10 protein-coding genes are annotated in these 14,978 nt (G+C 69.4%); 1 reads left to right on the top strand and 9 read right to left on the bottom strand.

Annotation, left to right across the window (positions count from 1 at the left end; genetic code table 11):
- Window positions 1–4 precede the first annotated feature (4 nt).
- The 8 genes from ACJ7Z0_RS18255 to ACJ7Z0_RS18220 form a co-directional block, all read right to left on the bottom strand.
- Window positions 5–1,684 carry an FxLYD domain-containing protein gene (locus ACJ7Z0_RS18255; protein WP_434790962.1) on the bottom strand — a complete coding sequence of 560 codons (1,680 nt, stop codon included), beginning with the start codon at window positions 1,682–1,684 and terminating at the stop codon, window positions 5–7.
- Window positions 1,681–4,266, bottom strand: a complete 2,586-nt coding sequence (locus ACJ7Z0_RS18250; RefSeq protein ID WP_434790961.1) for a DUF5682 family protein — start codon at window positions 4,264–4,266, stop codon at window positions 1,681–1,683. The genes ACJ7Z0_RS18255 and ACJ7Z0_RS18250 overlap by 4 nt, the downstream gene beginning before the upstream one ends.
- Entirely contained in the window at window positions 4,224–5,345 is a 1,122-nt protein-coding gene (locus ACJ7Z0_RS18245) for an ATP-binding protein (protein WP_431125541.1), read from the bottom strand. Before ACJ7Z0_RS18245 ends, ACJ7Z0_RS18250 begins: the two co-directional genes overlap by 43 nt.
- A 31-nt stretch (window positions 5,346–5,376) precedes the next feature.
- Window positions 5,377–5,550: a hypothetical protein gene (locus ACJ7Z0_RS18240; protein ID WP_431125543.1), complete on the bottom strand. Its 174-nt coding sequence runs from the start codon at window positions 5,548–5,550 to the stop codon at window positions 5,377–5,379.
- A complete protein-coding gene (locus ACJ7Z0_RS18235) occupies window positions 5,523–6,128 on the bottom strand; it encodes a DUF6891 domain-containing protein (protein WP_431125545.1) in 606 nt (201 codons plus the stop codon). Before ACJ7Z0_RS18235 ends, ACJ7Z0_RS18240 begins: the two co-directional genes overlap by 28 nt.
- Window positions 6,129–6,250: 122 nt before the next feature.
- Complete coding sequence (locus ACJ7Z0_RS18230; protein ID WP_434790960.1) at window positions 6,251–10,075, bottom strand: DUF4132 domain-containing protein; 3,825 nt, start codon at window positions 10,073–10,075, stop codon at window positions 6,251–6,253.
- A gap of 91 nt (window positions 10,076–10,166) precedes the next feature.
- Window positions 10,167–12,233 (bottom strand): YehQ family protein, encoded by a 2,067-nt coding sequence (locus ACJ7Z0_RS18225; RefSeq protein WP_434790959.1) that lies wholly within the window; start codon window positions 12,231–12,233, stop codon window positions 10,167–10,169.
- Complete coding sequence (locus tag ACJ7Z0_RS18220; RefSeq protein WP_431125550.1) at window positions 12,233–13,360, bottom strand: VWA domain-containing protein; 1,128 nt, start codon at window positions 13,358–13,360, stop codon at window positions 12,233–12,235. Before ACJ7Z0_RS18220 ends, ACJ7Z0_RS18225 begins: the two co-directional genes overlap by 1 nt.
- 114 nt (window positions 13,361–13,474) lie before the next feature.
- On the opposite strand from ACJ7Z0_RS18220, the gene ACJ7Z0_RS18215 reads away from it, so the two are divergent.
- On the top strand, window positions 13,475–14,482 hold the full coding sequence (locus tag ACJ7Z0_RS18215) for a hypothetical protein (RefSeq protein WP_434790958.1): 1,008 nt from the start codon (window positions 13,475–13,477) through the stop codon (window positions 14,480–14,482).
- Between the two features lie 72 nt (window positions 14,483–14,554).
- Here ACJ7Z0_RS18215 and ACJ7Z0_RS18210 read toward each other — a convergent pair whose 3' ends face one another.
- Window positions 14,555–14,935 carry a helicase SNF2 gene (locus ACJ7Z0_RS18210; protein WP_434790957.1) on the bottom strand — a complete coding sequence of 127 codons (381 nt, stop codon included), beginning with the start codon at window positions 14,933–14,935 and terminating at the stop codon, window positions 14,555–14,557.
- Window positions 14,936–14,978: the final 43 nt, after the last annotated feature.

Genomic DNA, 14,978 nt, shown 5'->3' with positions numbered 1-14,978 from the left:
CAGGCTATTCCGCGCTCTGGTAGACAGCTTCCACTGTTGCAAAGTCGCGCGCCTGCTGCTGGATGCTCACCTCGAAAGGCGCGCTCTCGCCGGGGGCGATGGCCGGCAGGTTCTCCACCATCTTGAAGCCGGTGAGCCGGCCCTCGCGGTCGCGCAGGCTGACCCATACGCGGGCCTTGCGCACGATGCCAGTGCCGGGGTTCTTCACGCTGCCCTTGATGTCCACCGCCTTGTAGGAAAAGCGCTGGCTGAAGTTGAGCAGCACGCTGCCCGTGGTGGCTCGGGTGCTGTCTATGGTGACCTCCAGCGGCGTGCGCGGGCCGGGCAGCGCCGCGCGCCGCATCGGTTTCCATTCGACGCGGGTCTGCGTGATGCGGTCGGCGCGCGACGGATCGATCTGCACCGGAAAGCGCTCGCCCGGATACAGGTACGCCGGGCCGCCGAGCACGGTCGTGCCGTCGAGCTTGCTGCCGTCGAAGCGCGAGACCACCGCCGCGGGGGCGATGGCGATCTGGTCCTTGCTGCGATTCACGAGCTCGGTCATGTAGGTGCGCTGGCGAATCGTGTTGAGCCCCGGGATCAGCGGCAGCAGCTCCAGCTGGGCCGGGTCGAAGCGCTCGCTCTCGTCGGCCAGCAGGTCTTCGGTGCCCATGCGCAGCTCGGGATTGAAAACCTCCGGCGCGCCCACGGCACGGATCACGCGGTCGGGGCTCTGCACCGCCACGCGCGCGCCATCGGCCTCGAGCGTGCTGTAGCCGATGCGGTAGTCCCACGCGGCCACCGCCGCGCTGCGGCCGAAACGGCGAATGCCGATGTCCATCGACGTGCGTGCGCCGGGCTTCAGTTCGCTCGCCTGCGCGTAGCCGTGGCCGATGCCGATCACGTTTCCCGCGTCGTCGTACAGCGTCACCAGGGCTTCGATGCCGGCCAGCGTGGCGCCGTTGTCCTTTCCATTGGCGATGCGCCCGACCAGCCGGGCCGCGTCCGTGCCCTGCTGCACCAGCCGCACGCGCTCGAAGACCAGCCGCGCCCCCTCCGCCGAGCGGTACGGCGCCGAGAGACGCTGCACCTGCAGCTCCTGGCGGGTTGCGGTTGTTGCTCTTGGCAGATCGATCAGCACCGGTGCGCTCTCGCCCGGCTGGAGCACGCCGATGGGCAATGACTCGCTGCGTTCTTCGAGCCGGGTATCGCCGTCGTAGAACACCGCCTTGATGTTGGCGCGCTCCAGCGGCTTGCCGGTTTCGTTGCGCGCCACCACCAGCAGCCTGGCCTGCGCCGAGCCGCCGCTGCCCACCAGCACCTGGCGCGGTTCGCCGAGCCGGAGCCCGTCGACCGGGATCGTGCGATCGGCCACCGAAGCCCTTGCGGGCTGCGCTCGGGGCCGCTCGTCGCGCGCGGAGATCAGGCTCGCCACCATGGCCACCAGCCCCACGCCGAGCACCGCCGCCACGGCGATGCCCGCATTGCGCATGACCATCTTCTGCTTCAGCGCCTGCTCTTGCGCGAGGCGCTCTCCCGCCGCGTTCTTCACCTGGTCGAGCACGCGGTCGAGCCGGTCGGACACGTTGTCCTCCACCAGCGTCACCGACCCGCAGTGCTGGCAGGCGTACTGGTTCAGGCCGGTGCGTTTCAGCGCGTTGCTGCCGCACTCGCCGCACTTGAGCGTCTGGAGGTCGATGGTCATGAAGCGGTTTCCGTGTTCTTCTTGTTATCCGCGGCGGCCAGCCACGCGGCAAGCCCGTCGCGGCGCAGGCACTCGGCAAGTGCGAGCTGCAACTGCGCGCCTTCGTGCAGGTCTTGCTCGGTGGTTTCGTAATGCACCTGGTAGAGCGCCTCACCCTCGGCCTCGCCCATGCCGTGCAGCGCGGCCACGCGGCTGGCAAGGTCGGAGGTCTCCTGCGGCTTGAGGCGCGTGAAGGCCTGGCGCAGGTCGGGCAGGTGCGCCACGAAGGCTTCGGCGTCCCAGCCTTGCACCAGGCCGTCGAGGCCTTCGAGCAGCGCGGGCAGGCGCAGCAGCAGCTCGGGCGCGGCGGCCATCACCCCATTGAGAAAACGCACCGCTTCGCGCGGCTCTGCGCCCGCGCCGAATCGCTGCCGCACCACGGTGTCGAGCGCATGCTCGTCCCAGTGCCCGTCGAGGTACAGCAGGGCCGAAGCGGCGCCCGCCACGGCGGGGGCGGTCAGCGCGCCGGTCGCGAAGCGCTCGAGCTGCGCACGCAGCAGGTCAAGGTCGACGGCATTGCCGTCGGCTTCTTCCAGCTCGCTCTGCAGCGAGGCCAACAGACGCCCGAGCTCGCGCAGCGAGAGCAGTTGCTTCACCGCACCGGCCTCACCCTCTTCGGGGCACTCGCCCACATCGGGCAGCAGGAAGAGCGCCGCGGGCCATACCCGTTCCAGCAGGCTGCGCAGTTGCGGATGCTGCTGCACGCCCAGCGGCTCTCGCGCACGCCACAGCGTGACGAGCCGATGCCCGCAGTCGACCACCGAGCCGAGCGCGGCATCTTCGTCGAGGTGCGTGGAAAGCATCGAAAGCAGTTGAGGCAGGCGCGACTGCAGCCCGACCAGGCAGGCGCGCAGCAACAGCGTCACCGCCGCGCTCGCGCTGCGTCCACGGCCCTGGTCGGAGAGCGCGATTTCTTCCTTGCGCAACTTGGCCATGCACACGGCCTCCACGCTCGCGCCGTCGGCTGCGAGCTCGATCAGCCGCGCCTCCACCAGCGGCGACCAGGCGGCACGCCACTCTTCGAACAGCAGGTGCAGGCGGCTGTTGCCAAGAAAATCCGGCCCCGCGAGCCAGGTACCGAGCCCCGCATCGAGGTACGCCATGGCATGGAAGAAGCGGCTGCGCTCGCGGTGCGAAGGCTTGCGATAAAGGTCCAGCCGCGCCACGCGTGCGGTGCTGTCGTCCAGCCGCACGCCGGCCTGGCGCGCGAGCCGCCGCGCATCCTCGATCAGCGGCGGCGAGCCGGCCGATGGCGGCACGTCGCCCATGCGCGTGCCGCTCAGGAAATTGCGCAGGTCGGCCGTGAAGCCGCGCGTGCCTTCGTCGATCGCACCCTTGATGAAGCAGGAGCGGATCGCATCGAGCAGGTCCTGGCGGCCCGGCCCCGCATTGCCGCGCAGCGCCGCGAGCCGCATGGCCTGCGCGGCGGCGGCCTGCACCAGCGCGGTGGACACCGCATCGACCTGGTCCTGCGTGCGGGTCCGGCGCGCGAAGCGGGTCAGGCTGTCGAGCGTCACCGCGGTGAACGGATCGGCGTCTCCGGCTTCGAGGCGTTCCCACACCTGCTGGTAGTAGCCGGGCGAGGGCATGCCCGAGGCATAGCCGTTGAGCGCGTCGAGCCGCTCGAAGCTGTAGCGGATCAGCCAGGCATCGGCCGGCGCATCCTTGCCGGCGGGTGCCTTCGAGGGTTTGGCCTTCTGCCACTGGTCGACGAGTTCGAGCGTGTGGAAGCCGCCGGTGACGACCACGATCGGCCCCTCGACCTCGTTGCGCCAGCGGCGAATGTGCGCCGCCATGTGGCGCTCGCGCGGCAGGCTCAGTTCGGCCTCGAGCACCTCGGGCTCGTAGTCGAGCCGCGCCACGGCGCACCAGCTGAACACATCGGAGAAGAAGGCGCGCCAGTCGCCGAGCGCGGCCGTGGTGCGCAGTTCGAAGAGCCGGTCCCACAGCTCCTGGTGGTCGGCGCAGCCGAGCTGCGAGACCATCGCGTTCAGGTAGCGGCTGTGTGCGAAGTGGCGTTCTTCCATCAAGCTGCGCGCGGCATCGCGTGCGTCGCCCTCATCGCTCTCGTCGTCATCGCGGTGCCAGGCCTTGTCGCTCCAGGGAAGATCGATCAGCCCGAGCCGCGCGCCGAGCGCCGCGCCTTCGCGCACGGCGATCCACTCGGGGCTGTAGTCGCAGAACGGAAAGAAGGATGTGCGCGATTCGGTGCGCGTTTTCTCTTCCGCATCGGCGTCGTCGACCGGCACCTGGCGCGTGCTCTGGCACAGCCAGGCGACAGGGGCCTTGGTCTGTTCATGCAGCAGCAGCGGCATCAGCGCAGCCAGGTCGTCCGGCCCCTCGATCAGCACGGCCGCCGGCTTGATCTCGCGCAGCAGCCCGCGCAATGCGAAGGCGCAGGCCGGGCTGTGATGCCGCACCGGCACGAAGAACACGCCCTCCTCGCCGAACAGCCGGCCGCGCGAGGCCTCCAGCGCGGCGGGAAGCGCCTGAGCCGGCTCTATTGCCACAGCGCGCGCGCCGCGTCGTGAAAGGTCTTCCATTGCGCGTCGCGCTTGCCGCGCTCGCGCACCACGGTGTCGAAGTAGTGGCGCACGCGCTTCACGTCGTCGGTGCTGTCCTTCAGCACCACGCCCTGCAGCTGGCCCGCGATCTCGCGGGCGGTGAGCTTGCCGTCGTTGAAATGGCGCGCCTGCAGGGCCGCCGCGTAGGCCACGTTCACGGCCTCGGCGGTGGACATCACGGCATCGAGGCCCTTGATGGCCGTACCGTCCTGCGTCTGGCCCGCGCGCAGCTCCTGGAAGGTGGTGACCAGCAGCGCCACCACGTCGCGCGGCACATCGACCGGCGACTCGCCGCCGCCGTCCAGTTCGCGCTGCAGCTGCGCCATCACCAGTTCGACCTCGAAGGCATGGTCGCGGATCGGCTTCACCGTTTCGAAGTTGAAGCGGCGCTTGAGTGCCGACGACATCTCGTGCACGCCGCGGTCGCGCAGGTTGGCGGTCGCGATGATGTTGAAGCCGCGCTGGGCGTACAGCCGCGCGTCGTCGCCCAGCTCGGGAATCATGAGCTGCTTGTCGCTCATCAGCGAGATCAACACGTCCTGGATCTCGGGCGGGCAGCGCGTGATTTCCTCGAAGCGCACCAGCTTGCCCGCGCGCATCGCCTGGTAGAGCGGCGACGGCACCAGCGCGCGCTGGCTCGGCCCTTCGGCCAGCAGCAACGCGTAGTTCCAGCTGTATTTGATGTGGTCTTCGGTGGTGCCGGCCGTGCCCTGCACCGTGAGACCCGAATCGCCGCTGATCGCGGCCGCGAGCAGTTCCGAGAGCAACGACTTCGCGGTGCCCGGCTCGCCCACGAGCATCAGCCCCTGATGGCCCATGAGCGTGACGATGGCACGGTCCACCAACGGATCGTCGCCGTAGAACTTGCGGCTCACCCGCAGTTTCTCGTCGCCGAGGATGAAGCGCCGCACCGCGCGCGGCGAGAGCTTCCATCCGGTGGGCCGCGCATCGGCGTCGGCCGCGTGCAGGCGCGCGAGTTCGTCCGCATAGCGTGCCTCGGGGGCCAGGCGCACGGCCTGGGTAGCGGGGGAGGAAGACGGTGAAGTGCCGGTGCTCATGGTGTTGTTGCTGCTGGTTTTTCGCTGCGGGTCAGCCCTTGGCGATCGTAGCCGCTGGTGTGGCGGCGAGTGAGGCCTGCAGCGCCTCGCGCAGCGCATGGGCGGTGGCCAGCAGTCGGGAACGCAGCCAGAAGTCGATGGCATCGATGCGGCGCGGCGGCTGCCAGGCCCCGGCGCTCACACCGACGGGCTTCGCTTGCGCCATTGGCCGAGGTCGGCCTCGATGCGCTCGTTGATGTTGCCGCTCCAGCGCGCCTCGAAGCCGGCCGCGCGCAGCAACTCGACGATGCGGTGGCCGACCACCACGGTGTTGGCCTCGCGCTGCTCGATCTGCGCAATCATGCCGCCGCTGAACGCCAGATGCAGCCGGCCGGTGCGTACCGCCGCGTCGAGGTCCTGCGAGTGATAGAAGCAGCAGCCGCGGATGCCGGAAGCAAGACGCCCGGCAGCGCGCCACTGCTCGCGCACATCGTCATGGCCGTCGGACAGCGTGTTGCCGGCGTGGTGCAGCGCGATGATCTTTTCGCCGCGCAGCTGGGCGAACACGGCTTCGAGCCGGTCGTACTCCGTTTGCGCTGGCCACCCGGCCTCGGCGGTGCGCTTGGCGGCGCAGATGCGCCCGGCTTCGGCCTTTACCCAGGCCCGGTCCTCGCTCGTGAGCTCGTCGGGGTCGAGGTACTCATCGGTGATCATCCACTCGACATCGGCATCGGAATAGAAGCCGCCCCACACGAGATCGTGGATGCGTCCGCGCGTATCTTCAGGGTCGAGTGTGAGAGCCATGCGTGTAGGGTTGCCGCCTCAGCGGCAACGAATCATGCTTTCTTTTCCGTGGCAGGAGCGCCCGCCTGATTTTCGCGTGTCCGCACCGCAACGGCACAGTAAGACGAAAGCATGAAGCCGGCCTACCATGGCATCTTCTTTTCCCAGTCCGCGTCGAATCCGGCGCAGGCCTGGGCAATGGCCAGGTAGTCTGCATAGGCCTCGGCCAGGAGCACCGGCGGCACGCCCGAGAGCGGCAGCGCCCGGTCGCCGTAGCCGCGGGTCTTCATGTCCTCGAAGCCCAGGGTCTTGAGCGCGGCGGGCACGTTTTCTTCCGGCAGGGTGTTGCCGGAAAAGTCGATGGCCACGCGCACGCCGGCCGACGAGAACTCCTTGGTGTACTGGTAGAAGAAGCCGCCGTCCTCGGCCTGCGCACGCTGGTAACCGAGCTTGGCGAAGCTGCCGCGCAGCGTGAAGGTGTCGCTGATCCAGCCAAGTCGGTCCTTGATCTCGCTCACCGGATGGCCCTTGTCGTCGGTGAAGGCAACGGCCGGCGGCTTGCGTGTCATCTGCGCGAAGAGCGGCGCGAGCTTGTAGTCCTTGAAGTGCTTGTTCCAGGCGGTCGCCGTGGCCTCGTCGACCAGCGAGGCATGGCCCAGACGCAGCTGGCTGTCGGCCGCGAGCTCGACCTCGTCGTCCTGGGTGTCGATCAGGCTGCCGTCCTCGGTGGGGCGGAAGCTGCCGCGAACCACGCCTTCCGCGTCCAGTTCGAGCCACACCAGCCGCTGTATCAGCCGCCCGGCAATCGGGTGCCGGTGCAGGTATTCGCGCCACTCGGCCTGGGGCCAGACGCGGCCGGTGCACATGGCCTCGAACAGGCGCGCGGTCTGCAGGTCGATGACCTGCTTGAGCTCTTTCTTGCTGGTCGAGAATTGCGCCTTCGCGTCCTTGATGAGCGCGGGGTCGTCGTTCTGGCGCGGCTCGGGCAGCGCCTTGACGACCTTGCCCTCGGGGTTGCGCAGTTCGGGCTTCATCGCGGCGTCGAGCACCACGGTGAAGACACGGTCGCCGTACGCGAGTTCGAGCTTGCCGGTGTCGTCCAGGCCCGCGGTGGGAATGGTGCGGTCGGCCAGCTGGTCTTGCGTCCAGCCGTTGCGGTCGGCAATTTGCTGCACCAGCGCGCGCGCCTTCTCCTGGACCGAGGCGGTGCGGTAGCGGCGCGAGATGCCCAGCAGCAGCTGGATCACCACCGGGTCGTTGCCCGGCGCCACGCCTTCGAGCATGGCTTCGATCTGCGAGCGGCGCTGGTAGTGGTCGCGCATGTACTGCTGCAGCAGCGTGACCACCTCGTGGCCCGGCGCGTGCGCGGTGAGGGCCAGGATGCCCTTCTCGCCGATGGCGCTGCCGAGGTATTCGCTCATCTTTTCGCGCTTGCATTCCTCGAAGACCTGCTCCTGCGTCTTCTGGAAGTCGGTCTCGTAGTACTGCTTGTGCTCGGCCTTGGCGTTCTGGTAGCGCTGCTGGTTGCCCTGGTAGCGCTGCGGCGCGTTGGCGTTGGCGTGCGCGATGCCTTCGTCGAGCGAGGGGTGGCGTGTGTCCTGCGCGATGAATTGGCGCAGCACCAGGCTGCCGATGGCCTGGCGGCTGACCGCATCGAGCAAGCCGAGGTAGCGCGTGAGCAGCGCATTGCCGCCCGGCTCCTTGAGCTTGCAGGCGAGCACCACCCACCAGCGCATGATCTCGGGCTCGACCGCGCTGCCGTCCTGCCATTTGCAGGCGGGCAGCGCATCGAGCGAGAACCACGCGAGGCCGGCCGGCGGCTTGGCCTTCAGGCCCTTCTTCGCCTCGGCCAGCAGGATCGCGGGCGCGAGGCGCGGCGAGATGTCGTCGCCCAGCGCTTCGAGCGCCGTGAGATAGGCGGCGCGCACGGTCTCGCGCGTTTCCTTCTCCAGGCCCTTGGTGATGGCGGGCACGGCCTCGGCGTATTTGAGTTCGGCCAGCCAGTTGGCAGCCTCGATGCGCACCTCGCTCTTGGTGGCGTCGAGCGACTCGACCACGCGCCGGCCGATGTCCGGCAGCATCGACAGCGCCTTTTGCGCGGCGGCGCGGTGCGTCTTGCCTTCGCCGAGGGCCAGTTCCATCACGCGCGGCAGCCAGCGCGCCTGCACGGTCGGGAAGATGGCCAGCGTGCGCAGCGTGGCGTTCAGGTCGAGCTGGGTCTGGCGGCCTTCGCGCTTGGGCGGGGCGACGAGGCCCAGGCCTTCGTCGATGTACTCGGGGTGTTCCGCGAAAAAAGGCCACACGCGGTCGGCCGGCAACACCTCGACCGCCGAGGCCTGGTTCCAGTACTGGAAAAGCGCGGTGTGGGCCACGTCGTCGATCGGCATGCCGGAACGCTTCAGCAGCTCGGCCAGCGCGCGCAGGTCGACCGAGCCCACGGGTTGGCGGCCGAGCCACTTGTGGAAGCCGTCGTCGAACCAGAAGCTGGTCCAGTGGCGCGACACGGCCAGCCAGCGGATCAGGTGCGGCATGCCAAAGCCCGGCAGCGCCTGCAGGCGGTTGCCGAAACTCACGACCTGCTGAAGCTGGCTGTTCTTCACGCGGTTCTGGTCGTGCTTGCTGCCCTGGCCGTTGAGCACTCGCACGGCCACGCGCATGTCCTCGTCGGTGAGCTTCTTGTGGCCGGCATAGCTGTCCTGGCGCCACTTGTACTTGTACGTTTGCTTGGAGGCCTTGTTCTCCTCGATCTCGGCCTCGGCCGCGATGCGGCTCTTCTCGAGCAGTTCGATGCGGTTGGCGATGAGCAGTTGCACGGCCTCTTCGCCGAGCGGCAGGTCTTCGAACGGCTGCCAGGCCGGCGGCTCGGGCAGTTCGAGCTCGCCCGCATCGCCGGCCGCGTCGAGCCGCGACATGGCCGAGCGGATGGCCTGCTGCACGGCCTTGCTGGTCTCGGTTTCGGCGGCCGCGGCAAGCAGGGCGCGAGCGGCGTCGCCGGGCAGGCGCGCGAGCAGCTCGGCCGCTTGCGTGCGCTGAATGGTGTCGCCGTCTTTCAGCAACTGCCCCAGCAGTTCGAGCCGCTGCGCCTCGGCAATGCCTTCAAGGTGCGGCGTAGCCTCGGCGCGCACCGTCTTGCTGCCATCGATGGCCAGGCGAACGAACAGCGGCGCGAAGTCGTTCAGCAGCGTCTTGTCCTTGCCGATGCGCTTGGCCAGCAGCACGCGGCCCGCAGCCGAGAGCTGGGCGGGCAGCGCCTCGGTGACTTCACGGTGGCTGCGCATGTAGTCGGCCACGGCGGAGGCTTCGACGAGACCGTCGAGCCGGTCGTGGTACCAGCTGTCGAGGCCCTTGCGCTCGAAGACTTCCTGCAGGGCGAGCTTCGCATCGAGCCCTTCATGCGCGAGCAGGGCTGCAATGAGATGCACGTTCCATGCGGGACGGTGCTTGGCAAGGTCGCGGTCGCTGGTGTTGGAGCCGCCCTTGTTGAAGCTCGCGAACACCGCGTCGTTGACGAGGTACTGGAGCCAGTCGGGCACGGCCGCGCCCGGGTGCTCGAGCGACTGGCCGCCATCGGCCGCCGCGAGCAGCTTGCCCAGCCGCACCAGCGCATTGAGCGGCGGCGTCTCGGCGCTCACGCTGGCGTAGAAGCGGCCGCGCTGCTCGAGGCTCTGGTTGCCGATCTTCTCCAACGGCTTGTTCTGGTGGTTGCTGAAGCCCCAGCGCAGGCGGCCGGGATCGCCGAGCAGCGTGCCGGGTTCGAAGGCGCGGGCCGCCTGCAGGTCGAGCAGCACGGTTTCCTGCGTGCCTTCGACCAGGAATGCGGTGGCCTTGGCCGGCAGTTCCTTGCCTGCTTTCTCGAAACATGCGACGGCCTGCTCCAGCAGACTCGCTTGCTCGCGCGTGAGGCCTCCCTCGGCCCTGGGGCTGGCGCCGCCCGTGACGGCGCCCAAGATCTTGTCCAGAAATCCCATGCGTTCTCCTCAAAGCAACCGACGATTTTGGCAGTTGGCGATGACGCTTTGACCACCGCCCGCCCTGTGGAAACAACCGAAGCCAAAGGTTCTAAGCCAGCTGCACTTCCTTGAGTTCCGAGAGCCCGTCGAGCTCGCCGAGCAGCTGGCAGAGAAAGCCCAGCTTCAGCAGCGGCACCGCGGCCGGCGCGGCCAGGTGCGCGCGCAGGGCATTCGACAACACCTCGAGGCCGACCGAGCCGGCGCGGTCGAGCACGTCATGCAGGCGTTGCCGTTGCGGCGCCGTCAACGCCATGCGGCCGGTCGCGGCCTGCGTCTCGGCCACGTCGATCACCGGCGCGAGCAGGCGCGCCGACAGCGTGGGCGCGGCCACGGGCGCCGCCTGCCGCTGCTGGCGTGCCTCGAACAAGCGCAGGATGCGGTTGGCCAGCGAGGTGGTGCGCGCGGCCTCCTGGGCGAAGTCGAGCGACACCGCCTGCAGCTTCTTCTTCGCATCGCTGCTCAGCACGGCGATGGGCATCAGCTCGGTGTTCGCGGCGGAGCGCTCGATGCGCACCAGCACCGCATGCACCGGCGCGCGGCGCGCGGTGAAGCGGTCGAGGCTGTCGACGCGCTGCCGGTGCTCGGGCCCGACCGGAATGCCCAGCCGCAGCCACTGGCCCGCATCGTCCTGCACCAGCCAGTCGAGCCGCTGCTGCGCTTCATCGAGCACGGGCGGGCGGGTACCGGCGGGGCGCAGCAGCACCGCATCGAAGGGCTCGGCCGCAAGGCCGGTGGCGGCGCGCAGGCGCTCGCCGAGTTCGGACCAGTTGCCGCAGCCGATGGCCTGCAGCCGCGGATCGTCGGCCGTCCATGCGGGCAAGGGCTGGGCGCGCGTGGCGCCACCGAGCGCCAGGCGGCCGTCTTCGGCGAGGCGAGGTTGTTCGAGCCGCAGAGCGGCTTCGCACACGCTTTGCGCGGCGCCCGCGCCCGACCACAGCGCGTTCACAGACCATGCGCCGCTGCGCGTGAAGGCGGTGTCGCTGCCATCGGGCCGCGCCAGCGAAGCCTGCAGCACGCGCGCGCCGGCCAGGTCCCAGAAGGCCACGGTGAGCCCACGCGCGCCGCCGCGCGTCTGCCACCAGTGGGCGCCGAGCGGCAGCAGCTCGAGCGCGGAGGACTCGTCGAAATCGCGGCGCAGCCGGCCGCGCAAGGCCACGGCAAGATCGCCTTCGGCCCGCGCGAGCGCCGCGCACAGCGCATGGATGCGCGCCATGAGCGCGAAGGCATCGCGCTCTTCGGCGCGGTGGTCGCGGCGCACCAGCAGATCGACCGTGCCGCCGAGGTTGCGCAGCAAGGCCGCGAGACGCGGCAGGCCCTCGCCGCGCGCGGACATGTTGAGCGCCAGCAAGCGCGCCGAGGTCAGTTCGCTCACATGCGAGAGGCCGCCCGTCAACAGCTCCTGCAGCATCGATTCGACTTGCAGCAGGAAGGCCCGCTCGCGGTCGCCGAGGCGCGCGGTGTCTTCGACCGGCGCGGGCCGCGCGCCTTCAGGCCATGCGAAGGGCTGGCCGTGCGCGCTGCGCAGCGCGGCGATGGCGATCAGGTGCACAGCCTTGCGCTCGGCGGCCGGCACCTCGGACACCATGCCCGCGTAGCCCGCGCCCGCCACCCAGCGGCACGAGGCGCCGAGCTCGGGCAGGTCCATGACGAGCGCCCCGCCCTGCACCCGCCATTCGACGACGCTGCTGACGGCGGCCGCGGCACGGCGCACGGCGGCCACGCCCGCGGCCTTGAAGAGCGCGGCGGCGTCGAGCGCGAGGATTTCCGCGAGCGGGTCAGGAGCGGCGGGCGTTGGCTTTTCTTCCTCCCGGGTTGCGGACGCCCCGGCCGCATCGCCCGATGCCACCGGCTCCAGCGCACGCAGCCACAGGGCCGCGCCGAGGATGTGCTTGCAGATGCCCGGCGCCTGGCAGTCGCAGCGCGCCTGCTGCGGGCCGCGCGCATCGAGCTGCACCCGCTGGCTATCGGCCATCACCACACCACGGTCGGCGCCCTCTTCTGCCCATCCGACCTTGCCCGCCTCCACGTCCTTTGCGGCGCGCCGCAGCAGGCCGGGGTTCGCGAGCGTGGCCAGCGTGTCGTCGTCGTAGGCGCGGTAGCCGTCGTGCCAGGCCATCAGTTCATGACCTCGGCGAGCCAGTGCGCAAAATGCGTGGGCGTGAGGGCCGCCACGTGCATGCCCTTGTCGGCCAGCCGCTGCGCCATCTGCCGGTCGTACACCGGGTTGGCCGACTCGTCGAGCGCGGCCAGGCCGAGCAGCCTGACGCGTGCCTGCGCCATGCGCTGCACGGCAGCCAGCAACGGACCGGGCGCGGCGCCTTCCATGAAGTCGCTGATGAGCGCGAACACCGTGCGCTGCGGGTTGCCGACCAGCGACTCGCAGTACGCCACCGCGCGGCCGATGTCGGTGCCGCCGCCGAGCTGCACCGTGAGCAGCACCTCGACCGGGTCGTGCGCCATGTGCGTGAGGTCGACCACCGCGGTGTCGAACACCACGAGCTTCACGCGCACCGCGGGCAGCGAACTCATGATGCCGGCGATGACGGCGCTGTAGATCACCGAATCCATCATCGAGCCGCTCTGGTCCACGCACAGCACCACATCCCAGGGCAGGTTGCGCTTCACGCGCGCGTTGAAGCGCGGGTGCTCGATGACGAGCTGCTTGCGCTCGACGTCGTAGTGCTTCAGGTTGGCCGCGATGGTGGCGCGCGCATCGAAGTTCTGCGCGCTCTTGATGTGCGAGCGCCGCATGCGGTTGCGCCGGCCGACGAGCGCGTTGATGAAGTCGTTCTTGAGCTTGCGGGTGATCTCGTCGACGGTCTTCTGGATCACCTCGCGCACCGCATCGCGCATCTGGCCCGACAACCGCCCACGCATGCCGAGCAGTGCCTTGGCAAGCCCGGGCGTGGCGTCGAGCGAGCGCAGCACGGCCGGGTCGGCGAGCAGATCGGTGAGCTGGTAGCGGTCGATGGCCTGCGTCTGCATGCGCTCGAACACCTCTTGCGGAAAGAGCTTGCGCGAACGGTTGAGCCAGTCGACAGCGCGCAGCTGGCTGGGATCGAGCGAGCCCGGGCCGCCGCTGGATCTGGCGAGGCCGCGGCCTTCGTATTCGCGGCCGTAGAGATATTCGAGGGCCTGGTCGAGCTTCCAGTCGCCGGACGAAAACTGCGTTTGCGCCAGGGGTTGCGCCGCATAGCGGCCGAGGATCAGGCGCCAGCGGCGCAGGGTTTCTTCGGACGACATGCGCAATGCGTTCGCAAGGACAGGGGTGGAAGGAACAGGTCGATGGAGAGGGGCGAAGGCAGCTTATCAGACGGCCGCGCATGGCATGCTCGGCGCCTTTCCCGCCTCTTCTTCATGACCCGGCTTCATCCGTCCGTCGCATTGATCGCCCATCTGTCCGGACACTCGCCGGGCTATGGCTTTGTCTCATCCGACGGCCGCTACCAGGCCGCGGAAGTCGGCGGCGGCACCTTGATCGTCGACCTGCAGGAGCGGCGGCACCACCGGGCGACCGGCGTGTACCCGCGCGGTTTCGAAGGCACCACGCTGGAAGTGGAAGGCGAGGAAACAGCCACGGCCTACCTGCCCGCCTGGACCGATTTCCAGCGGATTTCCCTCGACAACGCGCCGGCGGATTTCTGGTCGCCATGGCCCGACCCGCGGATGGCCGGCGCGGCTCCGCTGGCCGAGGTGCAGCCAGCCGAATGGACCTCGGGCGCACCGGCCGTCACGGAACGCGTGCGCCGGTCGGCCGGCGACTGGATCGCATGGCTGGTCGCGCTGGCCGTGCTGGCTTTCTTCGCGCTCTTCGGGTTCAACGCCATCACCTGGGCGCTGGCCGGCGGATGGAAGTGGCTCTGGCTGGCGGTGGGCCTGCCGGTGTTTGGCATCTTCTCGGTATTGACGGTGGTCTTCGTCGTGACGACGCTGCGCGAGCGCCGCCGGGTGCGCATCGCGCTGCAAGACCTGTCGCTGGAGCGCGGCGAAGGCTTTCGGGTCGGCGAACCGCTCGAACTGCGGCTGCTGGGGACCGTGCCCGCACCGCAGGCCGGCGAGCGCACGGCCGCGCCGGAACGTATCGGCGCGCGGCTGATGCGGCAATCGGTCCGCAGCGACCCCGAGGGCGGCTGGACATGGGTGGACGAATGCTGCGACGAAACCGTGATGACCTGCGATCACACCGCACGCGCAGGCCGGGTGCGCTTTGCCGGCGAGCTTTGCGCGCACGCCGCACTGGGCGATGCGAGCCAGGACGCATCGGCGCAGTGGTCGGTCGAGCTGCACGACCCGGCGGAGGGGGACGGCGTGCCCTTCTTCGTCGCGCGCCTCCGATTGCTGCCTGCACGGGCAATGGACAAATAAAAGGCCGGCCCCGCTTTCGCAGGGCCGGCCTTCTTGAGGGTTGGCGCTCGCAGAGCGCCAGGGCCGATCGGATTACAGCGGCAGTGCGTCACCGCGAGCTGCAGCGCGGGCTGCGGCACGCACCGTGGCGCGGTCCACCGTGCCGGCCACGATGGGGGCGACGTGAGCCGAAGCGCCTTCGGCGTACGGGTCGGCGGAGCGGGCAGCGGCCACGGCATCGGCGCGGACCGCATCACGGCTGGTCGACGAAACGAACACTTGGGCCGGGCCTGCATTGGCGCCGGTGGCATAGGGGTTGGCGCTGTGCGCGGCAACCACGGCTTGGCTGGCCACTTCAGCGCGGCTGGCGGCAGCCGTCAGTGAGTGCACGCCTTCGTAGGTTTCAGCGTGGGCGGCGCCGGCAACGGCCATGAGAGCAACAGCAACGGCGGAGAGGATCTTCGAGACGGTCATTTTGATTTCCTTCAATTCAGTTCAGTTTTGACTTTGGATGATT

This window comes from Variovorax palleresanus, assembly GCF_051144945.1.
GTDB classification, from domain to species: domain Bacteria; phylum Pseudomonadota; class Gammaproteobacteria; order Burkholderiales; family Burkholderiaceae_C; genus Variovorax; species Variovorax paradoxus_S.
Note: the sequence above shows the minus strand (reverse complement) of the source record. Positions and strands in the feature narration are given on the sequence as shown.